This window comes from Pseudoalteromonas sp. Hal040 (genome assembly GCF_037162425.1).
Classification (GTDB): Bacteria; Pseudomonadota; Gammaproteobacteria; order Enterobacterales; family Alteromonadaceae; genus Pseudoalteromonas; species Pseudoalteromonas gelatinilytica.
Map to the genome: position 1 here is coordinate 112,187 of NZ_JARLUU010000002.1, position 26,172 is coordinate 138,358.

General features: G+C 40.9%; 21 protein-coding genes and 1 pseudogene. 7 read left to right on the forward strand and 15 right to left on the reverse strand.

The genetic code is table 11. From position 1 onward, the window contains the following. Positions 1–55 precede the first annotated feature (55 nt). From P4S60_RS18145 to P4S60_RS18165, 5 genes are all read left to right on the forward strand, one after another. Positions 56–1,276 carry a M24 family metallopeptidase gene (locus P4S60_RS18145; protein ID WP_337116952.1) on the forward strand — a complete coding sequence of 407 codons (1,221 nt, stop codon included), beginning with the start codon at positions 56–58 and terminating at the stop codon, positions 1,274–1,276. Between the two features lie 437 nt (positions 1,277–1,713). Next, positions 1,714–2,136, forward strand: a complete 423-nt coding sequence (locus P4S60_RS18150) for a hypothetical protein (RefSeq protein ID WP_337116953.1) — start codon at positions 1,714–1,716, stop codon at positions 2,134–2,136. 121 nt (positions 2,137–2,257) lie between these two features. Beyond that, positions 2,258–2,530: a hypothetical protein gene (locus P4S60_RS18155; RefSeq protein WP_055021966.1), complete on the forward strand. Its 273-nt coding sequence runs from the start codon at positions 2,258–2,260 to the stop codon at positions 2,528–2,530. 158 nt (positions 2,531–2,688) lie between these two features. After that, on the forward strand, positions 2,689–3,270 hold the full coding sequence (locus P4S60_RS18160) for a hypothetical protein (RefSeq protein WP_337116954.1): 582 nt from the start codon (positions 2,689–2,691) through the stop codon (positions 3,268–3,270). A 116-nt stretch (positions 3,271–3,386) separates the two neighbouring features. Further along, complete coding sequence (locus tag P4S60_RS18165; protein ID WP_337116955.1) at positions 3,387–3,944, forward strand: GNAT family N-acetyltransferase; 558 nt, start codon at positions 3,387–3,389, stop codon at positions 3,942–3,944. A 157-nt stretch (positions 3,945–4,101) separates the two neighbouring features. Here P4S60_RS18165 and ppiC read toward each other — a convergent pair whose 3' ends face one another. The 7 genes and pseudogenes from ppiC to P4S60_RS18200 all read right to left on the reverse strand — a co-directional run bounded on the left by ppiC (position 4,102) and on the right by P4S60_RS18200 (position 12,289). Next, positions 4,102–4,380, reverse strand: a complete 279-nt coding sequence (ppiC, locus tag P4S60_RS18170; protein WP_054552145.1) for a peptidylprolyl isomerase PpiC — start codon at positions 4,378–4,380, stop codon at positions 4,102–4,104. A 63-nt stretch (positions 4,381–4,443) separates the two neighbouring features. After that, positions 4,444–5,076: a lysoplasmalogenase gene (locus P4S60_RS18175; protein WP_337116956.1), complete on the reverse strand. Its 633-nt coding sequence runs from the start codon at positions 5,074–5,076 to the stop codon at positions 4,444–4,446. A gap of 58 nt (positions 5,077–5,134) precedes the next feature. Continuing rightward, positions 5,135–5,533, reverse strand: a complete 399-nt coding sequence (locus tag P4S60_RS18180) for a thiol-disulfide oxidoreductase DCC family protein (protein ID WP_337116957.1) — start codon at positions 5,531–5,533, stop codon at positions 5,135–5,137. Positions 5,534–5,535: 2 nt separating this feature from the next. Continuing rightward, a complete protein-coding gene (locus P4S60_RS18185; RefSeq protein WP_337116958.1) occupies positions 5,536–6,558 on the reverse strand; it encodes a zinc-binding dehydrogenase in 1,023 nt (340 codons plus the stop codon). 13 nt (positions 6,559–6,571) lie between these two features. Then, on the reverse strand, positions 6,572–7,978 hold the full coding sequence (locus P4S60_RS18190) for a TolC family protein (protein WP_337116959.1): 1,407 nt from the start codon (positions 7,976–7,978) through the stop codon (positions 6,572–6,574). Then, positions 7,971–11,116 (reverse strand): annotated as a pseudogene (locus tag P4S60_RS18195) (efflux RND transporter permease subunit). Before P4S60_RS18195 ends, P4S60_RS18190 begins: the two are co-directional and overlap by 8 nt. A gap of 6 nt (positions 11,117–11,122) precedes the next feature. Beyond that, positions 11,123–12,289, reverse strand: coding sequence for an efflux RND transporter periplasmic adaptor subunit (locus tag P4S60_RS18200; protein ID WP_337116960.1), 1,167 nt, complete (start codon positions 12,287–12,289; stop codon positions 11,123–11,125). A 118-nt stretch (positions 12,290–12,407) separates the two neighbouring features. Between P4S60_RS18200 and P4S60_RS18205 the strand changes: the two genes are divergently transcribed. Continuing rightward, positions 12,408–13,352 (forward strand): LysR family transcriptional regulator, encoded by a 945-nt coding sequence (locus P4S60_RS18205; RefSeq protein ID WP_274169433.1) that lies wholly within the window; start codon positions 12,408–12,410, stop codon positions 13,350–13,352. 10 nt (positions 13,353–13,362) lie between these two features. Here P4S60_RS18205 and P4S60_RS18210 read toward each other — a convergent pair whose 3' ends face one another. Together P4S60_RS18210 and P4S60_RS18215 are read right to left on the reverse strand one after the other, a co-directional pair. After that, positions 13,363–14,394, reverse strand: coding sequence for a GGDEF domain-containing protein (locus P4S60_RS18210; RefSeq protein ID WP_337116961.1), 1,032 nt, complete (start codon positions 14,392–14,394; stop codon positions 13,363–13,365). Positions 14,395–14,617: 223 nt separating this feature from the next. Then, positions 14,618–15,466 carry a DUF6279 family lipoprotein gene (locus P4S60_RS18215; RefSeq protein WP_105180259.1) on the reverse strand — a complete coding sequence of 283 codons (849 nt, stop codon included), beginning with the start codon at positions 15,464–15,466 and terminating at the stop codon, positions 14,618–14,620. Between the two features lie 546 nt (positions 15,467–16,012). Here P4S60_RS18215 and P4S60_RS18220 point away from each other — a divergent pair. Beyond that, positions 16,013–16,735 (forward strand): tetratricopeptide repeat protein, encoded by a 723-nt coding sequence (locus P4S60_RS18220; protein ID WP_337116962.1) that lies wholly within the window; start codon positions 16,013–16,015, stop codon positions 16,733–16,735. Between the two features lie 19 nt (positions 16,736–16,754). On the opposite strand, the gene P4S60_RS18225 is transcribed toward P4S60_RS18220, so the two are convergent. From P4S60_RS18225 to P4S60_RS18250, 6 genes are all read right to left on the reverse strand, one after another. Then, positions 16,755–18,167, reverse strand: a complete 1,413-nt coding sequence (locus P4S60_RS18225) for a coniferyl aldehyde dehydrogenase (protein ID WP_337116963.1) — start codon at positions 18,165–18,167, stop codon at positions 16,755–16,757. 134 nt (positions 18,168–18,301) lie between these two features. Then, positions 18,302–19,732 carry an SLC13 family permease gene (locus tag P4S60_RS18230; RefSeq protein WP_337117526.1) on the reverse strand — a complete coding sequence of 477 codons (1,431 nt, stop codon included), beginning with the start codon at positions 19,730–19,732 and terminating at the stop codon, positions 18,302–18,304. Between the two features lie 57 nt (positions 19,733–19,789). Continuing rightward, the gene (locus P4S60_RS18235) at positions 19,790–20,749 is read right to left on the reverse strand and encodes a porin (RefSeq protein WP_337116964.1); all 960 of its coding nucleotides are present in this window, start codon (positions 20,747–20,749) and stop codon (positions 19,790–19,792) included. 212 nt (positions 20,750–20,961) lie between these two features. After that, positions 20,962–22,332, reverse strand: coding sequence for a sigma-54-dependent transcriptional regulator (locus P4S60_RS18240; RefSeq protein ID WP_188731447.1), 1,371 nt, complete (start codon positions 22,330–22,332; stop codon positions 20,962–20,964). Next, a complete protein-coding gene (locus tag P4S60_RS18245) occupies positions 22,329–24,068 on the reverse strand; it encodes a sensor histidine kinase (protein WP_337116965.1) in 1,740 nt (579 codons plus the stop codon). Before P4S60_RS18245 ends, P4S60_RS18240 begins: the two co-directional genes overlap by 4 nt. A gap of 23 nt (positions 24,069–24,091) precedes the next feature. Further along, complete coding sequence (locus tag P4S60_RS18250) at positions 24,092–26,110, reverse strand: TonB-dependent receptor plug domain-containing protein (protein WP_337116966.1); 2,019 nt, start codon at positions 26,108–26,110, stop codon at positions 24,092–24,094. Positions 26,111–26,172: the final 62 nt, after the last annotated feature.

Consider the following 26,172-nt stretch of genomic DNA (forward strand, 5'->3'; position numbering starts at 1 on the left):
GTTTGCATCGGGTGTTTACTCAAGCCACAATGCACAAAAAACCAAGGAGTACACAATGACAACATATGGTATTGGCACACAAACGCCAGAGCAGGCGCTTGACTCTTTGTCAGATATGACAACAGATTTAACCCCTATTCAAAATGACGAGTTTCATGCGCGTATCGCAAAAGCACAAGCGTATATGCAAGCAAACAATATTGATGCAATTTATTTAAATGCAGGCACTAACCTAGCCTATTTTACAGGAATGCGTTGGTACGCAAGTGAGCGTTTAGTTGGCGCTATTTTACCTGCCAAAGGTGATGTGCAATACATAGCGCCGTTTTTTGAAATCGGCAGCTTAAATGATTTTATGGTGATTGACGGCCCAATTCGTGGTTGGCAAGAGCACGAAAACCCTTACCAATTGTGTGTTGAAGTACTGTCAGAAATGGGCATTAGCAAAACAGGCACCCTTGGTATTGATGAAAGCGCACAGTTTTTCATCTACGACGGTATTAATAAAGCGAACGGCGATTACAACATTGTTAACGCACAGTGCGTTACAGCTCACTGCCGCATGCATAAATCAGCCAATGAACTTGCCTTAATGCAACGTGCTATGGACATGACTTTAGAAGTACACAAAGCAACGGCAAGTATGCTTTATGAAGGTATCACCACCACTGAGGTTGAAGCCTTTATTAAAAAGGCGCACCAAAAAGTCGGCGCGCCGGGTAACTATTTTTGTATTGTGCTATTTGGTGTTGCGTCTTCTTTCCCGCATGGTGTTAAAAACCCGCAGACCCTTAAAAAAGGTGACGTGGTACTGATTGATACTGGCTGTAAAGTACATGATTACCTCTCTGATATTACCCGTACTTATGTATTTGGTGAAGCAACCGAACGTCAACGCATGTTTTGGCAACACGAGAAAAATGCCCAACTTGCTGCTTTTGCTGCCGCAAAAATTGGTGAGCCATGTGGCAAAGTAGACGATGCTGCAAGGCAATATCTTGCCGAAAATGGCATGGGGCCAGAATATCAAACACCAGGCTGCCCACATAGAACAGGTCATGGTATTGGTTTAGATATTCATGAATGGCCATACCTTGTGGGTGGTAACCCTACCCCACTCGCAACAGGTATGTGTTTTAGCAATGAACCTATGATTGTTGTACCTGATGAGTTTGGTATTCGCTTAGAAGATCATTTTTATATGACAAACGAAGGCCCGCGCTGGTTTACCGAGCCTGCTCATAGCATTGATGACCCATTTGGCTTAGCTAAATAAACTTAATTCAATACAAAGTAAAAAAGCGCCAAAGGCGCTTTTTTGTTGTTTAAGATTTACGGGGAGAAGCACTTCTTTGGATAGAAATAAAATTGAGCAGGATGGCTATGTGATAGAGTTATATCTTTAGTCGCAACTCGTTTCTGCCCCAAAATATAGTTAACGTAATTGCTTTAAAAGTTTGCTATGAGCGGACATTGAATATTTCTTTTGATACATTTTTTATATTCAGACTTTACAACTTTCCCCTATATTCAGGAAAATGAGCAATTAGCGCATATTTGTCATCAGGCCACTTTACCAATATAAAAATATTTTGTTAGCTAGCAAATGGTTAGCTAATTTGATAAAAATATAGAAATGATAAAAACGAGTAGATGTTTGGTAGAAATATACGCGATTTGCGCACTATTAAATTGTTATTTTTAAGGAAACCTATGCGTAAATTTTTACCTTTTGCATTATTAATAGCACTAATCGGATGCGCTGAAAAAGAATGGACTGAGGGTGTTTCTATCGGAGGTTTTAAGAGAGGCCTTTCTACTCAAGTCAAGTATGATATCGGTGGTAAAACTAGTTTTAAAGTATTTCTCGAAAGTGAAATTTATCAAAAGCTAGAATACCCAATAGCGATCACCATTTTTTTGAACAACGAGGTTTGTGATACATCAGTAGCAAAAGAAGCTAAATCACAAACAATTGCGAAAGTTGAATGCACCGGAGATTTAGGTGCAGGATTACATACTTATGAAGTTAAGGTCACTTCAAGAAATGGTTTGGAATACATTAGTAACGAAGATGATTTACAATACAATAGTATTCAAGGTTCAATAACTTATGCGCTAGAAAGCCGTAATTAAAACATAACAAGAGCCTAAACCAAAGGACACAAAAACAGCAGGCTTGTGCTCCTTCGTCACCATTTTTAGCCTGCTATTTTATGTCGTTTATTAAGGCGTTATACGTATAAGGGAATCAGCAATGGATAACTTTCCAAATTTCTCAGGTAAATGTCTTTCAATATCCATTGTGGATGATGATGCCAGTCACGATCTATATAACCCTAGATTTGAAAATCAAGCAGGCCGTATTTTTATCGTAGGTGAATCACCTGATGGGTGCACTGAATCTAATTGGGTATCAGGTGTCACTAGCTGTGTCGCATGGGATAGAGTTACCGACTATTTCGTATTTGATAGTTTGGATGAATACAAAAAAGCGGTAAAAATATCAGAAGATTTTCACTCTGAATAATTCGTATGACAAGGATTTTTAAGTCGGACTCGTAATAGATTGCTCGATTTAACTTCGTTTCACATTTTAGCAAGCTATGACTCGCCGCTTAAAACGGCGTTGGTAGAAAAACGCGCGATTCACTCTCTATAAACTAGTTGTGCTACAAGGAAATTTAAATGTATAAATTTACCACTATTTTAATATCGTTGTTGTTTGTGACGTCGTGCGCATCAACTTCCCCACAGCTTAATTCAGGTACTCCTGTTAATATTTATGGTGTTTCTTCGTTATCACCTAAAAATGGTAGTTGGTCTGTCATTACGTCAACGGGGTATCAGCTTACTCTCGGAACTAAGCTGAATGATGACAGCAGTGGCATTATAAATTTGTCACTCTATCAAATTCCCGAGTTTGCCTCCGATGAAGAGTTTCTTTCGCATGTAGTCAAACATCGAGCAAACTCACCTGATATTGGCAGGTTTGATCTTGTGGAAAACTCAGAAGAGTTGGTACAACTTAATGGTGCAACGTGCGTCAAGCACAAAACTATTTCTGAAGATAACAGTGCTAAAGTCGGTGGCAATAAAACAGCCGTAATGCAGATAGAGTATCTTGGATATAATTGCATACACCCATTTAAAAAATCTATTGCTGTGCATACGGAATACTCTCTGCGTCACTATAAGGGTAAAGAATATCCTGAGTTAGCTCAAAATGCAGAAGAGTTTTTTAGTGATATACAATTTAAAGCGTTCTAGTAGCAAAACGAAGCAATCAAGGGCTGATTAAAAAAACTGGCTTGTGCTCATTCGTCACAAATTATGGCCAACTATTTTTGCCGCTTAAAACGGCGTTTTATTTCAAGGAAGACTAAGTGCAATTTCCAGAGCTAGAAACATCTCGTTTATTTCTTAATAAGTTATCAAAAAGTGACGGACAGGCTTTACTTGATATTTTCACTGATGAAAACGTTGTTCGATATTACGATATCGATGTTTTTAATTCAGAAAAACAATCATTGGAGTTAATTGATTTTTTTAATCAACGCTTTGCTGACAAAGTAGGTGTTCGTTGGGCTATTCGAGTTAAGAGTTCAGGAAAACTAATTGGTACGTGTGGATTTAACTCAATAAACTTGAAGATGAAAAATGCAGGTATTGGCTATGAGTTATCCTCAAAGTATTGGGGGCTTGGCTATGCTTGCGAAGCTGTTAACACGATTATCCAATTTGCATTCTCTAATGACCAACCTTTAGGCGAACTCTACCGGATCCAAGGTGATATTATGATTGGAAATGCTGCTTCTGAGTCAGTGTTAAAAAAGCTAGGTTTCAAAGAGGAAGGAATTAGGCGTTCAAGTGGTTTCTGGAAAAACGAATTCCATGATTTAAAATGTTTTGGTTTAATAAAACCTGAATTTAAAGAAATATAACAAGTTTATTAAACTAAAGACTTAAAATAGCCCTTTGAATTACAAACTATAACGGTCTGATTTTGGGCAAAGTGAGTTAAACCTAGCGCTTTAACTCACTGAGATGAAAAGTATAAGACTAACAACATGTCTTACACTATTTAGTCAGGTTTTGGCTTTACGTTCTGTATAGCACTTTGATTACATGCCAACCAAAGCGCGTTTTCACTAAATGTGGCTCTAAGATTTCGCCGCTGAATGCTACTTTGTCAAACTGGGGCACCATTTGACCGCGTCTGAATTCACCCAAATCGCCGCCTTTTTTACCCGACGGACAGGTTGAATATTTTTTAGCTAACGTCTGAAACTTCGCACCTTTTTTAAGTTGCTTGATGATGTCTTCAGCTTGTTCTTTGTGCTTAACAAGAATGTGCAGTGCGTGCGCTGTATTTGCCATGAAAAATCTCGAAAATTAAAACGCGTGTATTTTATCACGGCAATCAACACTGAGCCACTGCGGCTATTTATGTTTACTTGTTGCCTGCAAAAACCCTGTCACCAAACAAAATTGTGCAATGTAATACGTTATCATTATTGCTATATCTGCATGCACTATTTCTAAATAAAAGCGGTTAAGGCCAAGAATAGAGTCTGATATAACAAACACTGCCCCACCTAATACTAAAAAGCCGTTAGATTTAACTGTCATCCAAGTAAGGCTTGTCATTATGCTAAGTACCAACATATAGAAAATCACGGGAATGAGCATGTCATTCAGGTTTGGATAAAATAAGCAAAAAATGATGATGGCCAAAAATAGATAAAGAAGTAAAACGTCTAGTCGCCAGTTTTTAATTGGCAACATGGTAATGATATAAAAGGTATGGCTTATAAAAAATGCCGCTAAACCGCCTATAAACAGTTGCCCCGTATCAAGGGCTAGCAACACATCACCTAGTGCTGAAAAACTAAGAGCGAATAATAAAGTAATAAAAGTGCGATTTTGTAACTGACTGCGCCCTTTTAACACCATCACAATCAAAAGGCCGATTGGTAATGTTTTAAATAACGCCATAAAAGGCTGAGGTAATGCTGGCTGTAAAAGCAATAAAGCAATGTAAAACGTACTTAGGATTAGAAAGAGAATGTTCATATTCTTATTATTGTTATTTGTTCCCAATAACGAGAATAGCAAGCTTTACTTTAAATGTTTATAAAAAATGCTGCTTTTGTTTTTCGGTCAGTAACTTACACTGTGTCCGTTTGCCAAAAAAACGATACCTATTACGGCCAACCCAATCATACATACGATTGCGAAAGCCTTTTGGCAGCAGCTTGAACACCTTAGCCAAAGAGAATGGAAAACCTAATTGAGTTGCGATAAATAACACAGCGTCACTTTGTTTGTATAGCTGGTTATTATCAATGACTACCATTGAGGATAGTGGATCGTCAATTTGATGCGCCTTTAGTAAACGCTCACCTTTATCGCTTTGCATTGGGCATAACTTAAAGGTTATTTGCTTATCAAAGCGAACAATAAACTGAACACAAAAATGGCACAGATTGCACTGACCATCAAACAAGATGACTGGGCAGTGAGTTTGCAAGATTAACCGCTTACCTGCACAACTTGTTTTCCGGTAAAGCCACCAGCAAGTTGTTTATTTAAAGCAGTTGAAACAGCCTCGGCGGTAAAATCAACAGCATGGATTTGCGGTAATTTGATCTCGCCACGGGCTGCATTATCGAGTAATAAGTTACCCATAAAGCTCAGCTTTTGCTGCGCACATAAGCTATTTGCAAGCCATGCTCCACCTAAGGATACAATGCCAATATTTGGTGCGCGTCTAAACATAAGTTCTTGTTCAAACTTAGGTAACTCATTTAAACAGGCAATACGGCCACAAAAGCGCATTAACTCAACGTTACGAATGGTGGTATCGCCACCAATACAATCAAGCACCGCATCAAAGCCTTGCGGGCCTAATTCACGGCGGATCTTATCTTCAAGTTTTGGGTCTTTGTAGTCAAACACCACATCAGCACCTAATTGCTTAAGTAACTTATGATTGTGTTTGCTGGCAGTGGTAAACACGGTGGCACCACGTTGCTTAGCAAATTGAATAGCGAATTGACCAACGCCGCCCGCACCTGCATCAATAAACAGTGAATCCCCTTCGCTTAACTGCAACTTATCAAGGGCAATTAATGCCGTCATCCCTGAACAAGGTAAGGTTGCAGCATCTGCCGGTGATACGTTATCTGGCACAACCGAAACCGCATAGTTTGGTACCGTTGTGTACTCAGATAACACACCTTGGTCGCCAAGGCTGGCGTGCCATACAACACGTGCGCCAACACCTGGGAATACACCTTTACTTGCCTGAACAACCACGCCAACAGCATCGTGACCTAGTACATGAGGGTAATGCCATTTACAAAAACCTTGTTTTGCAAAGTTGGCATCACCATGATTTAAGCCCACATATTCAACTTTGACCAAAAGCTCATTGCCTTCAGGGCTCGGTACTGGCACAGAAAGCTCAGATAACGTTATGGCGTCATTCGGCTCAATCAGTGCAAGCGCGCGCATTGTTGACGGAAGTTCTGTAGTTTGTTGAATATGTGACATTTAATACTCTGGGTTAAAGGTTGTTTAGTTCAAAGCTCCAACGACCATTAAATGCTTGATAAGCACTTACTTTGGCCTGTAATGAAGCAATTGTTGAATCAACAGCGTTCTCTTGCGCTATTAAAACATCCTGTCTCGCATCTAACAACTCTAAGTAAGGAATTTGTCCTTCTTGGTACATTGCTTGAGCTTGACCAAATGCTTTATTCGCATAATTAAAACGTTGATCAGCATAACTTAACTGTTGCTGCTGTTTGACTAGCCTTTGTAAAGTAAGTTCACTATCGCTAATGGCTTTTAATACTTTACTTTGATAGTCACTGTAAGCGGCTTCACTTAAAAATTGCTGTGCATCACGCTGCGCTAATAATGCAGGATAGCTGAGTAATGACCATTCAACTTTTGGCGTTACTTGCCATTGTTGCACAGTATCTTCTAAGCCATTACTGGTTAAGCTCACCACACCTGCAAACCCGGCCAAACTAATATCTGGCAGTAGTGCTTTTGAGGCGGCAACACTTAGCGAATAGGCCTGACTAAACTGATACAAAGCGCTGGTGATATCTGGTCTGAGAGCCATTGCTTCACTCGCTTTATTAAACGACACGCTAAATTCGTGGCTTAATAACTCAGGCTCTTCAACCAGTGTTATATCGCTTGCAAGTCGCCCTGTTAGTACCGCAAGGGTTGCGAGGTCGCGATATTGCAAGTAGCTAAGCTCAGGAATAAGCGCTTGTTGCTGCTTTAACTGCGCAAGGGTACGATTAAGGTCAAGCTCATTCGCAACCCCTTCTTCTACTCGCGCTTTTAGCACATCAATACTTTGCTCGAGCGCCTCGATTTGCATTTCAATGATAGCTTGCTTTTGCACATTACCTTGATAGCTGACATAGCCTTGTACCACAGCTGAAACCACTTCAACCTGTAGTGCTCTTAACTGCTCTGCTTGGTTTAGAGCGCCCGCATTAGCAGCATCGACAAGCGCGGTAATACGGCCAAACAAATCAAGCTGCCAATTTACGTTCACACCTGCGTTTGATTGGCGTGTAATAACGCCATCTAAGCTGCTGCGCTCTGCGCCTACGCTTAGGCTGCCCTGCGGATAATAATCCGCGCGGGCTGCACCTAAACGAGCAATGGCTGCATCAAGTTGAAGTTGACTGGTTTTTAGGTCGTGATTCATTGCTAATGCATCAGTCACTAAATTGTTTAACTGTGGCGAATCTAAACGGCGCCACCAGTTATTTTCGCTCGCACCTTCGTTTTGTTCACCAATTTGTGTATCACTTACAAATTGTGTCAAGCTCACTTGCTGCTCTTGCATATCGACGCTTTGTGCGCAGCCTGCCAGTGCTCCGGCTAACAGCATCGCACTGACTAGTTTAGCGTGTTTAAAGAGTACATGAAGAGGCTTATGCATCGTTTTGCTCCTTCTGCGATTTTTTAGTGACTAACATATAAAATACCGGGGTGAACAATAAGCCGAACACAGTTACACCAATCATGCCTGAGAACACCGCGTTACCCATGGCATGACGCATTTCAGCACCAGCACCTGTTGCTAAAACAAGGGGTACAACGCCTGCCGTAAAGGCAATTGATGTCATTAAAATTGGGCGAAGTCGTAAGCGACACGCTTTGATGATAGCTTCAAGGTGAGACATCCCCCCTTTATGCTGATCTCGTGCAAACTCAACCATCAAGATGGCGTTCTTACTTGCTAGTGCAACCAGTACGATTAATGCGATTTGCGTGAAGATGTTGTTGTCATCACCAACAAACCACACACCTAGCAAAGCCGAGAAAATCGTCATAGGCACAATCAAAATAATAGCCAGTGGTAATCTTAAGCTCTCGTATTGCGCAGCAAGTACCATAAATACAAGCAATACAACAAGTGGGAAAACATACACCATGGTATTACCCGCTAATATTTGCTGATAAGTTACTTCTGTCCACTCAAACTCAATACCATTTGGTAATGTATCGGCAAGGATTGCTTCTATCGCATGCTGTGCTTGGTCTGAGCTATAACCTGGCGCTGGGCTACCATTTAGTTCAGCTGTTGGATAACCGTTATAGTGCATTACACGATCTGGGCCTGTTGTTGGCGTTACCGTTAATACAGAACCGAGTGGCACCATCTCACCCATGCGGTTACGCACTTTAAGATTCAAAATTTGCTCAGGATCTTGGCGGTAGTCAGCATCAGCTTGTGCATTAACCTGATAGGTACGACCAAACAAGTTAAAGTCATTTACGTACATCGAACCTAAGTACACTTGTAATGCATTGAATACTTCATCAAGTGGAATACCTTGGATAAGCGCTTGCTCACGGTCAATGTCGATATCCATTTGCGGCACTTGAATTCTAAAGCTTGAGTAAAGGCCCATTAATGCTGGGTCTTGCTGCGCTTTAGCAATGGTTGCTTGTAAGCTATTAAAGAGTGCTTCAAAGCCTTTATTAGCACGGTCTTCAATTTGTAGTTTAAAACCACCCGTTGTACCTAAACCTTGAATTGGCGGTGGCGGGAATACCGCAACAAACGCTTCATCAATACTGGCAAACTTTTGATTTAACTGAGCCGCAATTGCCATTGCCGACATACTCGGATCTTGACGCTCTTCAAAAGGGGCAAGCGGAGTAAATACAATGCCGCTGTTAGGGCTATTTGTGAAACCATTCACCGATAAACCAGGAAACGACACTGTGTTTGCAACACCCGGTACTTGTAATGCAATTTTTTCCATTTCTTGCACAACTTCTTGGGTTCTGTCTAAGCTTGCCGCATCAGGCAACTGTGCTACAGCCACTAAATATTGCTTATCTTGTTGTGGAATAAAACCCCCGGTACAGCATCAAACAATTTAACTGTGCCACCGACAAGTGCAACATAAGCAACTAAGACAATGACACTCATACGAATTAGCTTTTGTACCAGCTTTTCGTAGCCATTGGCGCCTTTATCAAACAAGCGATTAAAAGGTTTAAACAACCAATTACCGAATACACGATTTAATAATTTAGTTAAACGGTCTGGTTTTGCATCATGACCTTTTAATAGTAACGCCGATAACGCAGGCGATAGTGTTAACGAGTTAAACGCTGAGATAACCGTTGAAATAGTAATAGTTAAAGCAAATTGCTTATAAAACTGACCAGATAAACCTGTAATGAATGCCGTTGGAATAAATACCGCACACAGTACTAGTGCAATGGCGATAATCGGCCCTGTTACTTCGGTCATCGCAACTCGGGTTGCTTCAAGTGGTGATAAACCTTGCTCGATATTACGCTCAACGTTTTCAACCACAACGATGGCATCATCAACAACAATACCAATGGCAAGTACCAAGCCGAATAACGATAAGGTATTAATCGATACACCTAACCATTGCATAACCGCAAACGTACCAATCAGAGACACTGGTACTGCAATCAGTGGGATTACCGATGCACGCCAAGTTTGTAAGAACACCACAACAACGATTACCACTAACGCGATTGCTTCTAGTAGCGTTTTGATAACAGCATCGATTGAGCCGCGTACGAAAATAGTTGGGTCATAAACAATGTCGTATTCAACACCTGCCGGAAAGTCTTTTGATAATACTTTCATGGTTTCACGTACTTGATCAGAAAGCTCAATCGCATTTGACCCCGGACGTTGGAATACCGGCATAGCAAGGGCTGGTTGACCATCTAACATTGCTCTTAGTGCATAAGTGTCTTGACCTAATTCAAGGCGTGCAACATCACTTAGGCGTGTAAGCTGACCTTGCTCACCCACTTTGATGATCACATTTTCAAATTCTTCTTGAGAGTTTAAACGTCCTTTAACATTCATCAGAATTTGAAATTGATTACTTTTCGACGTAGGCTGCGCACCTAAACTACCCGCAGCAACCTGTTGGTTTTGCGCGCGTAATGCATTTACTACATCCATCGCTGTTAAGTCACGTGCAGAAAGTGCATCTGGGTTAAGCCAAACACGCATTGAATATTGACCACCACCAAACATACGCACATCACCCACCCCTTGAAGACGTGCAATTTGATCTTTGATATACAAATCAGCATAGTTCGCTAAGTAAGTTGTATCATGCGTTTTTTCTGGTGAATATAAATGCACCACCATGGTTAAATCTGGTGATGATTTTTCAGCTACAACACCTAAACGCTGAACTTCTTGTGGTAAGCGTGGTAGTGCACTATTTACACGGTTTTGCACTTGAACTTGTGCACGGTCTAAATCAGTGCCTAATGCAAAGGTTACCGTCAACGTCATGCGGCCATCACTGGTTGCTTGCGAAAACATATACAACATGTTTTCAGTACCATTGATTTCTTGCTCAAGCGGCGTCGCCACTGTTTCAGCGATCACCGTTGGGTTTGCACCCGGGTAACTTGCCGTCACAACAACAGTTGGAGGCACTACCTCTGGGTACTCACTCACTGGCAATTGAAATAACGAGATTGCCCCTGCGATGAGAAAGATAAGCGACAGCATCGCTGCAAAGATGGGTCGCTGGATAAAAAAGTGTGAAAATTTCATTTTGCCCTACTGTTTTGCAACCAAATCTGAGTGATTATTTGAAAGAGTGAATGCAATTCCATCGCTATTAATAGTGACTGTGTTTGGTGAAATTGGCATACCAGGGCCAACACGTGCTGGGCCATTCACAGCTATCACATCGTTTTCATTTAGACCCGATGTAATCGCGCGTAAGCTGCCGTAACGCTCACCCACCGTCACTAATTTATATTCAAGAACATTCCCTTCACCCACAGTGAGTACAAAGCGATTCTTTAAATCAGTCCCAATTGCACGCTCAGGCACGATAACTTTTTCACTTACTTTATCTGCGGCAAGCTTAATACGTGCGAATGAACCTGCACGCAGTTGTTGCTCATCGTTTTCGAACACCGCACGCACACGAAGAGTACCGGTCGTTTGATTGATTTGGTTATCAATGAAGTTGATTTTGCCATTGTAGTTAAAGCTGGTTTGACCCACTTTTTGCATCACAACTGCTTGTTCACTTTGCGCTGTTACATCAGCAAATGACTGATTCCACGTACGCTCATCAATATCAAAATAAGCATACATTTGCTGGTTTGACACAATGCTTGTTAACACGCTTTGACCAGCAAGCACGTTGTTACCTTTGGTGATATTCGCACGCGATACAACGCCATCAATGGGTGAACGCACTTGGGTAAATGCTAAATCAAGCTCTGCCGCAGTAAGCTCAGCCTGTAACGCTAGCAATTGCGCTTCGCGTTGTCTTAGTGTTGATTTACGAGACTCAGCTTGCTCCGTTGAAATTGCTTTACGCTCAGTTAAGCGCTCTGCACGTTTAGCTTCACTTTTAGCTTGCTCAAGTGCCGCCTTAGCACTTTCGATTTGCGCTTTTAAGCTATCGACTACGGCTGCAAAAGGACGTGCATCAAGGGTGAAAAGCAAATCACCTTCTTTAACGCTGTCGCCTTCTTTAAAGTTAATTTTATCAATTACACCCGAAACACGTGGCATTAGCGCAACTTCTTGTGGCGCTTCTAAACGCGTTGTATAGGTGTGCCAATTTTGTACCGGCTTTACAAGTACTTGTGCTACATCGATAGGTTGTAAATGCTGTTGCTGCGCTGCTTGGTTGGCTTCTGTGCCACACCCTGCAAGCGTTAAGCTCGCAATGGTCACAGCCACTGCAAGAATAGATTTGTTCATCACGACTCTCCTGTTAATAGATTGGAGACAATGTTACGGAACTAATTAGCGGATAAAAATGATAGATTTTTAAATTCTTTAATGCCAGAATGGCACCAATAAAGTTTAAGGAACTGCTATGGATACCACCAGCCGCTTATTAATGTTGCTTGAAGTGATTGAACGAGGCTCATTTGCTAAAGCTGCAGAGTCTAGAAATATAGACCGTTCTGTCATTTCAAAACAAATTAGCCGTCTTGAAGATGAATTAGGAGTGCGTTTACTAAATCGTACCACGCGTTCTTTTTCGTTGACTGCCGCTGGCGCTGAAATGGTAAAAAAGGCAGCCGAACTTAGAGATTTGTTGTCTGATACCGTAAGACTTGCAGAGAATTACCACCAAGAACCCCGTGGTACGTTAAAAATTACCTCATCAAGTATTATCGGTAAGCGTTATATTCAACCAGTCATTAACGACTTTCAAAAGCGCTTTCCACAAGTTGAAGTAGAGCTTCGTTTAGACGACAGACTGATTGATTTAGTATCAGAAGGCTATGATTTAGCGTTTCGTGTTGGCGAACCAAAAGACTCATCATTTATTGCCCGTAAAATTGCTCGCAACCGTATGTTATTGCTGGCTTCACCTGAGTTTATTGAAACCTACGGTATGCCAAAACATGTTGAGGATTTAAAAGATCTACCTGCTGCGAGCTATTCAAGCCCAAGTAAACGCATTGGCGGTATTCGTTATCGTAATGCCGATGGCGATATTATTGAGCAAAATATTAAAAGTGTTTTTCGTGCAAATGATGCCGAAGTACTTTTAATGAAGGCTATCTCAGGCAATGCATATGTTCTAGCACCGGCATTTATTCTTGACGATGAAGTTAAACGTGGCGATCTCGTGCCTATTTTAACCGATATGGAATTACTCGATTACAGCGCAGTGTATGCAGTTTACCCACACAGAGACTTACCAGTAAGAACACGTTTATTCTTTGATGCTATGCGTGAATACATAGGCAAAGATATTCCAGTATGGGAAGCAAACATTCCTGACTTTGACACTATGTACAAAGGTTAACTTTAAAGTACTAACTCGCTTTATTTTGTTGGCTTAATTCATAAGCCGTTACTACTCTATTTCGGCCTTGCTGTTTTGCTTGGTATAGCGCATCGTCAGCACGTTTAATAAAGTTTTTAAGGGTTTGGTTTGGCATGTAGCAAGCAACACCAATACTAATGGTCAAATTAATAGCTTGCTCATCAATGCTGTGGATGGTTGTTGCTAAGTGTTCGCGCAGCATATCTGCAAATTCATAGGCACTTTGCGGGTCGCTCTCAGGTAAGAAGATAGCAAACTCCTCACCGCCGATACGAAATACGTAGCCTTTACTAATACGTTGCCTAAAGAAACTGGTGACTTCAATTAAAATACGATCGCCCACATCGTGACCATACTGATCATTAATATTCTTAAAGTAATCAAGGTCGAGCATTAAGATGAACAAACCATTCTTGTTTTTTAGTTCAACTTCAAAATAATGGGTCATCGCCAAGCGGTTCCCTGCCCCGGTTAAAGGATCAAGTAATGCTAAGTTTTCTAGCCGCTTACCATATTCTGCACGACTATTCTCAAAAGTATGAGATACCGCCCAAATACTGATGTAGGTAAACGAAAAATTAAGTAAAAAGTTAATACTATTAAGAGGCTCAAGACTTGATTTGGTTAATAGGATCCCGCCTTGCAGCAGAGCAACGACCAAAGACAAGACTTTGCCATATTGTTTACCTAATAATAGATAAAATAAAACCGGTAATGAGCAAGTCCAAATAAACAGCAAGCTTTTAACATTACTGAGATACGTGCCTAATGTGATGAGTAGCGTTAAAAACACGCATAAGGTAAGCGACTGCCAAAGATGGCCATTGCGTTTTCGAGTATAAAAAAAGATATAAAAACAAAACGATGCAAAAAAGACTTCTAATGCCCCAAGGACAAAAAAGTCATTAATAAAAAGATTAAAACCGGCGAATATTCCAGCCAATACACCCAAACAAAAGCCCATCCATTTAAGAACGTTATTTCGTAAAGCTTGAGTGCCTCTTAGCGCCCCAATATCCATCCAGTTTCTCGTTATTGTTGTCGTTGCTTAATTTTAACGCGAAACAATAAATTTAGGAACAAGTTATTAAGTAAACTCGTATAAAAATGCAAACGATTACATAAACGCCAGAAAAACTAATACTTTTTAACTTTTATTTTCAAATAATAAAATGTGTTGCGAGGTACAAGATGCTAAGAAGCAGCGGTTTACAGTGCGTCCAAACACAGCGAGCACCTAGCAGCTAATCATTAATTAAGTCACTGACCTCTTCAATTAACTCATCAAACTCATCGCGTACGTTACGACGCTGTTTATCGGTTAATGTAGGTTTTAGCTCCAATAGTAAGTTAACGTAGTTATCGAGATTTTTATCATCGGCGGCAACTAACTCATCGCTCATAAATGCAAAACGGTCATTAATGATAACAGCGAGTTGACTATCAAAATCTGCTGGTTTTTGCTTTTGCATAAATAGCGCTTTTAATGCATCTAAACGCTTTTGCTTGTACTGCATCCACAGTAAAAATGTACTGACTCGCGTATTTGATGAGTTCTCTATCAGTGTTTTTTGCTGTGAAGAAAGCTTTGTACCGAACCACTCTTTGTAGTTTTCAAGGTTTTCTTCTAAACGTTCTTTTCTATGTTGCTCTGGCGTTTTCTCTTCGTGCTCTTGGTATTCATCGTTAATGTTTTCTTGCAGTGCAGCAACAAACTCAACACGTTGTTCATAAGAAAGAGCGTTTGCTAAATCGATAAGTTCAGGCTCGATTTTATCAACCAGCGTTTGCCAATGCTGCTTTGCTTGAACAAAGTGTGCTTTAAGTTCGTTATGGTCAACTTGCTTATCTAACATAGTCTTTAAGCTTTCAAGATCACGTTTGTATAAAGGAAGTTGTGTTTCTCGATGCCAATCGCGGCTGCTTTTAACAATATGCTCAAATTTATCAGCTTGGTCACTGTTGAGATCGACATAATCATCAATCCAAAATCCTGATAACCAACCTAAATTATTGTAAGTAAAGCTCGGAGAACACCCCGCTACTGTAAACAATAAACTAAAAACGATTAGATACTTTGATAGCTTTTTCATTGTAGTTTTTTAAAATCCTGTTTCAAAACAAAGTAAACTTACCACTAAGAACAAAAATTCAGCAACCTCAATTAAATGAAATTAATTATCATTTAGGTGTTGACGAACGATTAAACCTAAGTAATAATCGTTATCAACAACTTGGTTCGCTAAACTATTCTCACAGCAACATCATACTGTTAAAGGCTTTGATGCTGTTTTGCCAAGTTAGTTCAAGACGTAACTCTTGATTGTCGTCTGTTTCCTCGACCCAAACATAGACATAAAACGTTACACTTTACTTGCTACATTGCTCATATCGGTGACGGTAGATATGACACGAAAAAGCCCGCTACGGGCTTTTTTTATTTCTTTAATTTTTCTGTAAAATCTGTATCTTAAGCCTACTTGTTAATTGCAAAGCTTGCCGCTGTCTATAAATTGGGCATTTGCAGCTGTTGGGTCTAAACTGAAAGTGATGTTTTGCTCAGTGGCTGTTTGGCAATGCATTTTATCAATAGCTGAATGCTTTGTTATTGATACCTAACACACATTTGGAGGCAGACTATGATCAAGCCTAATTTAAAATCACTATTGCTCGCTAGCACGTTAATCTTGTCACCTTTAGCAAATGCCAGTCTTGAAGATGCCCAATTAGCGGCAAATGAAGGTCGTTTTGAAGAAGCGCTTCATGAATTTAATTACCTTGCAGACAAAGGTTACGCCCCTGCAATGTATGAGCTTGCTAAAATGTACGAAGGTGGCTTTGGTGTACAACGCGACTACCGTAAAGCGGCAGAGTTGTATGAAAAGGCAGTAAAAAAAGTACATGCTGATTCAATGTTTGCATTGGGTGTACTTTATCAAGAAGGTAAAGGTGTCAAACTTGATAAAGAAAAAGCAATTTCATTATATGAAATGGCATCACAAAAAAATCACCCAGCAGCGCAGTTTAATTTAGGGGTTATGTACGCCAATGGCGAAGGGGTAATTCAAGATTACCGCACAGCACTCAGCTGGTACCAAAAGGCGGCAGCGAATAACTTTACTCTTGCTCAATTCAATATGGCCTTGATGTATTATGAAGGTTTAGGAGTACCTAAGAACCTCGAGAAATCATACATTTGGAATACCATTGCGGAATACAACGGCAACATGGATGCAAGCCATAGCCGTAAGCTTGATGAGCGCAATATGATGCCAGCAGAAATTGAAGCTGCGAAAGAAAAAGCTGACGCGATTTATGCAAAAATTCAGGCTGGTTTATACGCACCTGACGGGCGTCTATAAACAAGCAGTGTACTTGCGCTTAACGGCGCAAGTACATCCATTTTAATAGTTTGATCAGCAACTTATTTTGCTTTAACAATAAGCTGGTACGTGGATTAAACTTACCTGATACTAGGGTATTTCGTGCATGGCTAAAGGTTTTAAAGCCTTCAACACCATGATAGTGCCCCATCCCTGACTCACCAATACCACCAAATGGTAACTGATCGGCTGTTACCTGCATTAATACATCGTTAATTGCCAATGTACCGCTTCTGATTGATGAGCTTAACTTACTGATTTTGTCTTTGTCATGACCCAAAATGTATAAGGCAAGAGGTGATGAACCGGCATTAATAGTGTCGACCACCTGCTGCAGTGATTCATAACTCATAATTGGCAGTAAAGGACCAAAGATCTCATCTTGCATTACCTGCATATCATCATTTACTTGCGTTAAAATATGCAAACCCATGCGATGTTTAAGTTCATCGACTTGGTGCCCTTCTATTGGCTCGAATACTTGAGCCCCTTTGTCTTTTGCATCATTTAATGTCGCAATTAAACGTTGATACTGCCTATCAGAGACAATAGACGTTAGGTTCTTACCTTCAACACCGTGTTTAAAATGCTTTTTATAAAGCTCGCATAGCTGTAAAACTAACTGGTGCTCAAGCTTTTTCGGCACAAACACATAATCAGGCGCAACACATATTTGCCCTGCATTGTTTAACTTTCCAAATAACAGGGTTTTTGCAGCCTCTTTAATATTCACATCATCAAGAATCACAACCGGTGATTTACCGCCTAACTCAAGGGTAACCGGAGTGAGGTTTTTACTGGCCGCTTGCATCACTTTACGCCCTACTGATGTAGAGCCAGTAAACAGTAAATGAGCCAAAGGTAAATCACAAAACGCAGCCGCGGTGTCGGCTTCGCCTTCAATAATAATGCAGTGCTCAGCAACGTCACCGTCCATTATCTGCTTAATAACAGCATTGGTATGTGGGGTGAATTCGCTCAGTTTTAACATCACGCGATTACCCGCCGCTAATGCACTAATTGCCGGTACTAATGCTAATTGAATTGGGTAATTCCACGGCGCAATAACACCCACGATTCCTTTAGGCTGATAATGAATATGTGCCGATGAAGGCCATAAGCTTATACCCACACTGCGTGATTCGTTGCGCGACCATTTTGGTAAGCGCTTAATAATGTCAGTTAATGATTTTACCGTTGGCAGTAAATCACCCAGTACCGTATCGAACTCAGTACGGTAACCAAAGTCTTTGCTTGTTGCTCCAACTAGAGCTTGCTCATTGTCTATAAGGCGGGATTTTATCGTTTTTAACAGCTTAATACGCTTATCAATCGCTAAATAAGGCTCTGCCAAAAAGGCGTTATTGAGTTTTATAAATTCGATCTGTAATTGTGCGTGTATATCAGTCAAAACATCATCTCTTGATAAACGATTTTAGCCACTATAACGAGCTAAATTTATCTGAGCAACTTAATAAATGTAAAAACAGCGCTCAAAGTGAGCGCTGTTATTGGTTGGAATAGGTTGAAAACTTAAAGGCTTAACTAAAAACCAAACACTACTGCAGCAATAGTCATGGTCACTAATGTGATCATCGCAATAGCAATAATGTTCAGTGCAAAACCAGAGCGGATCATATCGCGCATTTGTATTTGCCCAGAGCCAAACACTATCGCATTCGGCGGCGTCGCAACTGGCATCATAAACGCACAGCTACATGCAATAGCCGCTGGAATAACCCATACAAGCGGTGTACCAAATACTGACTCAGCAACTGGGCCTAATAGTGGTAAGAAACCTGCAGCTGTGGCTGTGTTACTGGTGATCTCAGTTAAGAAAGTAATAAGGGTTGCCACTGCAAGTACACTTAATACCAATGGAATTGCACTCGCCCCTTCAATCATGTGAGCAATGTATTCAGCAAGACCTGAAGATTTAATTTGCGCAGCCAGTGTTAAACCACCACCGAATAATAGCAACACGCCCCAAGGTACTTTAGCGGCACTTTCCCAATCAAGAATACGCTCACCATCACCTTTGTTTGCTGGTAACACGAACAGCAATAATGCTGCCGCTATAGCAATACCGGTATCAGAGATTTTCAAGCCCGATAAGTCGGCAAGTACAGGTCTGAAGATCCAGCATACTGCCGCTAAAATAAACACGGCTGCTACGCCTTTTTCAGCGCGTTGCATTGCACCAAGCTCTTGTAACTGCGATAAGAATAACGATTTAGTATCTTTACTCGCTGCTTTTGCACATTGTGTATCTACTTTGTAGGCAAATTTAGTTAGCCACACCCAGCATAAAATAAGCATCACGGTTGCAAGTGGTACACCGACTTTCATCCACTGTGCAAAACCAATATCAATCTTGTAGCTGTCTGATAAATACGCAGCCATTAATGCATTGGGTGGTGTACCAATTAAAGTAGCAATACCACCGATACTTGCACCGTAAGCAATTGATAATAACAATGCTTTACCAAATTGGTCATTATCAGGGTTAGACTGTTTAACCAACATAGTAATCGACATAGCAATCGGTAACATCATCACAGCGGTCGCTGTATTTGACATCCACATTGATAAAAATGCCGTTACTAACATCATGGCTAAAATTTGTAGGCTTGGCTTAGTACCAGCACGAAGCATAGTATTAAGTGCAATGCGCTTATGTAAACCCCAACGCTCCATCGCGATTGAGATCAAAAAGCCGCCTAAGAATAAAAAGATCAAAGGGTGTGCATAAGGTGACGCGACCCCTTTGATTGCTGCAATATCAGCAAGAGGTGATATAACCAGTGGCAATAATGAAGTTGCAGGAATTGGCACAACTTCACTCACCCACCAAGAAGCCATCCAAAAAGCAAGGCCTGCGGTACGAAGTGCTGGTACACTCATACCCGCTGGTGGATCAATTAAGCACGTTAATAACATCACTAATGGGCCTAGCAGTAACATTACTGTGCTCATTAATGGGCGTGGCTGTGAGCCATCTTTTGTTTGATTTACTAATGACATACCGACTCCTTAGAACTTGTATTTAAGGCCAAGTGCAACGCTGTTGTCTGATTCAAGTTCTAAATCTAAATCAGTATAGAATAAGTATGCTGTAGTTTGTTTATCGAAGTTATAGTCAACACCTGCTGTCCATTGTTTACCTTCTTCAGCATGGCGAATCTTTGAGTCATCTTTAACGTATTGCAGTTTTGGTACCCATTTATCGATTGCGTAGCTTGCACTAATTGCATAGCCATTGCCTTCTTTCGTACCGTCGGTAGATTCACTGCGTTGGAATAAACCTGCTAACTGTAGGTTTTCATGTTTCCATGCGGCAACCACACGGCTTGCTGTTAACTTATTTAGTGCATCAACATGGCTGATAGCAACATAGTAGTCTTTAGATTTTAATGCACGGTCACCATAAATAACCGTTGCAGCATAACCAGATTCATCATTGCTGCTATCATCTTTTGGTGCATAAGTTAGCGCAAGTGATGCGCCACCATACGTTTTTGAGCTGTAAGTAATGGTATCGCCGATACGATCTTGACCTGGGATCAGCTGTGCAATATCTGCTTGGGTTTCGTTAAAACCGTCTACTTTACCTTCTGAGTATTTAAATCGCGTGTCGTTACGGCCTACAACGACTTCACCAAAATCGCCTGCAATGCCTAAGTAGGTATTACGAGCTGAAAATGGCTCATCAGTATCATCATGCTCAAAGCCTTTTACTTGTACTTCGTATTTGAATACGGCTTTAAGCGACTCAGTTAATTTGTGGCTACCTTTAATACCAATGCGTGAGAAAGGGGCTTCTATTTGAGTACCCTCTTCTGCATAACGCATAACGCCTGTATCTGTGTTTGCTATTTGAACTTCTGCTTTACCATATACCGCGTAATCTGCTGCCATTGCTGAGCCTGCTGTGCTCGCTAACACTACTGCCGCTGCTACACGTGTTTTTGTATGAGTGAATATTGTTGTCATTATGCGCCCCTTATTAGGTTCAAATTGTTGTTCCTAACTATTAAGGCAAGTTGGTTGCCAACTTAGTTAATTTTGAAAAAGCTGTTAAATAACAACGAACTAACTTAATTGACATTTTTTAGGCTGGCTTTTATGGGTGGATATCCACACATTTTAAAAATATGCTGTCACCAGTTCCACCCATTGTGAAGCGTTTAATGTGAGAGGTTTGTTTAATCTTTGAACATTTCGCGATTAATACCGTATTTGGTCATCTTGTCGTAGAGGGTTTTACGTGCAATTTGTAATGTGACCATGGTGTCTTTTATGCTGCCGTTGTTTCGTTCTAGCGCTTCTTCGATAAGTGATTGCTCATAAAAGCTAATCTTCTCGGCAAGACTTAAATCCTGAGCAAGTTCGTTTTCATTGTTTGTATCACTATAAGAAGCAAAAGCCAGATCAGAACCTAGCAATACCGCACGCTCAGCCTGATTTCTAAGCTCTCGCACATTTCCCGGCCAATCATATGCAAGGAGCCGCTGCTTTGCTTCACTACTCAGAGGTGCAGGTGGTTTATGAAAACGTGTCGCTGCTATCGAGCTAAAATGCTTAAACAGCAGTGGAATATCAGCTTTTCTATCGCGTAATGCCGGGATGCTCACTTTCACTAAGTTTAAGCGGTAATATAAATCAGCTCTGAACTCCCCTGCTTCAACTAAGCTCATTAAATCAACTTTGGTGGCAGCAACAATACGCACGTCTAAATCAATAGCATGATTATCACCTACAGGCGTTACTTTTCGCTCTTCAAGTACCCTTAATAACTTTACTTGTAAACTTGCTGGCGTTGACTCTATTTCATCTAAAAAGACAGTGCCGCCTTTGGCAAATTCAAACTTACCTTGGCGAGATTGTGTTGCCCCAGTGTATGCGCCACTGGCTGCACCAAAGAGTTCGCTTTCGATAAGTTGCTCAGGGATTGCACCACAGTTTATGGCAACAAAATTAGCCGCTGATCTATTACTTTGATCGTGCAAGTAACGAGCGACTAACTCCTTACCCGTGCCTGTTTCACCTTCTATAAGCACATCGGCGGGAGTATCGATTACCGCATTGAGTAAATGCATCATTTGTTGCATTTGCTCGGTTTCACCTAAAATTCGCACACCCGGTGCAGAGGTTTTCTCTACAGCAATTTTTAAGGCTCGGTTTTCCATCACTAAAGCACGTTTTTCTGAAGCGCGCGCGATACAGTCTAACAATTGCTCTGTCAGTGGCTTTTCAAATAAATCATATGCGCCAAGTTGCATGGCTTTAACGGCCACAGATACATCAGCAAAGCCGGTAAGAAAAATAACCGGCAGTTCGCTATCAAAGGCTTTAACTTGTTCTAAAAATGCCAAACCGTCCATTTTGGGCATGTTTATATCGCTTAAAACAATCCCTTCAAAACGACGACTCAATTTTGAAAGTGCCGCCGTTGGCTCACTAAAACACTGAACTTGATAACCTTCAATCTCAAGGAGTTGCTTTAATGAATCGCGGATCACCGCTTCGTCATCAATAACGATTACCTGATTACAGGTCGCTGCAACTACACTCATGAGGGTTCCTTATTTGTTTGTAAGGTTATTATAAATTGTGCGCCGCCTTCAGGGCGGTTGTGCGCAGATAATCGACCATTGAATGAGTCGATAATTTGCCGTGAAATAGATAAGCCCAAACCTAAACCGTTGCTGGTTTTAGTACTGTAAAATGGCTCAAAGATGTTACCTAATGCGTGTTGATCAATACCCGGACCCGTATCAAGAATAGAGAGTTTTACGCGGTCGTCGAATAGTTCGAGCTCGAAACTCAATTCGCGCTTTTTAGATTCACTCATTGCTTGGCTGGCATTGGTGATCACGTTTACCAAGACTTGTTCAAACTTAACGCTGTCGACCCACACGGTGATGTTTGCATCAATATCAGCGGCTTTTACCTCGATATCGTCTTGCTTAAGTTGAGCGCTGGCAATCATTAATGCATTCTTTAACATGCTCGCTAAACTTTGCTGCCTCAATTGAGTTTGCGCAGGTTTACTAAAGTGCTTAAGCTGCGCGACAATTTTGTGAACACGCTCTATTAGAGATTGCACCAGCACTAAATTTTCACTGGCTTGCTCAATATTGCCTTTAATAAGCAGCCTCTTTGCACTCACTAAATATGTATTCATGGCACTTAATGGCTGATTGATTTCATGGTTAATGCCCGCACTTAATTGACCTATCGTTGCAAGCTTGGCTGTTTGGATCAGTGCTTTTTGGGCTTTTTCGAGCGCTTGAGTTCGCTCGATCACTTCTTGCTCAAGGCTGTGTCTGGAAAACAGTAGCTTTTTATAGCCCGCAAAACGCACCATTGCCATATGAATTAACACCACCGCAATGACATAAAACACACTAAACCACAAAAGCCTTGGAATTTGTGCAATTTCCACATTAGTCACATCCACCAGCACACTAGCTTTTGCGTTAATAATCGCTATTTTTTCTGAAGCGCTGATAAAGCGCGCTTGTTTGCTATCAAGTTGAATATTTTGCTGAGCGGTTTGTTCACTTAGGGGCTTATTAGTATAAGCCAGTAAACTCGGTTTATGAGACAAGTAGCGCCGCGACTTAATCAAAGCGGCCATTTGCTCATCATTAAGTGGTGTCAGTGCTTTTAAGCGCCAATCCTCAACGTCTGACATCACAATAACACTGTCTTCTAATGCGATATAAAAATGGGTGCTGTCTGATGCATTAAGTAGCTGACGGTCTTGTTCAAACTTTTTCGCATTCACTTTTAAAGTGACAACGGCAATAACGTTACCTTTATCAATAACCGGCTCTGAAAAGTATATGCCTCGCTCACTTGAGCGCATGCCTAAAGCAAAATAAGCAACCTTTTCACCTTGCTTGGCTAAATAAAAATAAGGTCGAAAAGCAAAGTTGCTGCCCAAAAAGGTGTAATCAACCTGCCAGTTACTACTTGCCACAACTGAGCCTGTTAAATCCATCAAATAGACATCAGATGCACCACTGGCACGTTGAATATCTTCTAAATAATAATTAACGGCTTGCTCGCCAATCCCTTTCTTTACAACAAAGGATTTAACTAAATCATTGGCGCTCACTAGGGTAGGAATGGTTTTAAATCGGGCTAATTCACTTGAAAAATAATGACTTAACTGAGTCGCTTGTACGCGACTTTGTTGCTCTGCTTGTTGATAATCGTGAGCGCGTCCAACGTAAAAAACTAACACAAGCAACAACAAAAGCATTGCACCTGCAATAACTAACTTTTTACTTAATGACGACATTCAAACCTTTGCGAGCAGCGCAACTAGAAATTGAATTGGTAGTGTAACGATAAATCTTCGCTTGTACCAGCGACTGCGCCATTGTCCATTCGTGGATCAAACACGTTATATTTTTTGCCGAATAGGTTTTCTGCTTTCAGCATGAGTTGGCTGTTGGCGTTTAGCTGCCATTTTAAACTACCACCGACTAAGCTATAGGCCGACTGTTTAAAATGAGCACCCGTTACCGAACTTACCTCTACTTTATCACGCCACAATAGGTTTAAACTCACTTGCCAGCTGTCAGATAAGTTATAACTGCTCACTAAGCTTGCAAAACGTTTAAAGCTCGCATTAATTGGATCTTCAAAGTATTGCGTATAAGTGCCCGTTACAGAGAACTCTTTACTTGATTGCCAAGTGCCATCAAGCTCGATACCACTGTTTTGGGTATTAAATGAGTTTGCAAATGTAAACAAAGCGTCCGTAGATTGCGTTGGCTCAATGTTAATAAAATCATTGAGTTCATTATAAAAAAGCACAGCATTAGCTTGTAACTCTGAGGTTTGATAATGCCAAACAAGCTCAGTCGTTTTTACCGACTCAGAGCGAAGTGACGGGTTGCCTACGGTGACATCATCATTTGAAAAAAGCTCATTAGTAACCGGAGTTCTGAACGATTCGCCATATTGTACTTTCACAGTATGCTTAGGATTTATAACGTAAACAGCGGCAAGACGAGGCGAGAATTTACTGTCGATGTCTTTCACATCGTCATAGCGTGCCCCTACAAATAAAGTAAGTGCATCTGAATATGGAATTTTTAACTGCCCGTAGGCGCTATATGTTTCGAAGGTATACTTAAGTGATGCAAATTCAGGAAAGTCCATCACAGTCACGATACCTTGCTGATAATAAGCTGGATCAATAATGACTAACATCGACTCATCATCATAGTAACTAGTACGCACCCCTGCTTCGACTTGTTTAGCCTCTGCGTATTCTATACCCGCAGCAAGCTGCCATTGATTTTCAAACTGATAACTCAGTTCAGTCTCAAATTTGCTATCAGTTGTTTGCCAAGCTGGGCCAAGTAAAAAGTCAGGTATATCGTCAAATGCAGCGATTAAACCAGCACTTGAGATATTATGTTTGGTGTACGAGTAACTAGAGTCTAGTTTTAACTTATCGTTATTAACCCAGTTATATTTAATGCCAACAAAGGTGTTATCACTGGTGTGTTGGTTTTGTGTTGAATAGCCAGCAAGGTTTAAAAATTCATCAAGAGAGGTTTCGTTGTAGCGTGCGCGTAGTTTAAGCTTTTTGTAATCAACACCCGCTTCTAAGTAAAGCGCCTCAAGAGGATCTTTTACCCCTTGCGGATAGCTTTCGCCGTCTTTTTGATCATAAGAAATACTCGCAAAGAGTGATGTATCATCACTAAAGGAGGTATTAAACTGCCCTGTTGCCCCATAGCGACCATTGCTGCCAACCACAAATTGCAGTGCGTTTCGTTCTTTAGAGGTAACAATATTCATCACCCCTAAAAACGCATTACTGCCATATAGCGCCGAGCCGGGGCCGCGAATAAACTCTATTTTTTCGATCACTTCAATAGGAATATAAGGCATGTAAACAGAGGCTTTACCAAATGATGATTCATTGACTCGCTCACCATTGATCATCACCAGTACATTACCGCTATCAAGATACACTCCCCGAGCATGATCTTTAGGCACGGCACCAACCCAATCACCACGGGTTGATTGCATACCTGGCACAAAATTCATTACTTCATAAGCGTTATCAACACCAAGTGCTTGAATTTGTTTACGACTAAATACACTCATTGTCGAGGGAACAGAAGACAGGGTTTCGCTGGTTTTACTAGCAATATCGACTTGAACATCAAGCAAGTCTTCAAAACTTAAAGAGAATAAGTCTTGCTCGTCTGTTGCGTTTGCAACCAGTGGAATGGTTGAGGCAACTGCAATTGAAAAAAGTGCTGAACATCTTAAAAGCTTCACGTCGCGAGATACCTGTACTAATAGCCTATGCTGCAAAAGCAACACCTTGTTTACACTATTAATACAAAAGATTGGCAAGCTTGCAATGTTTTTATAGT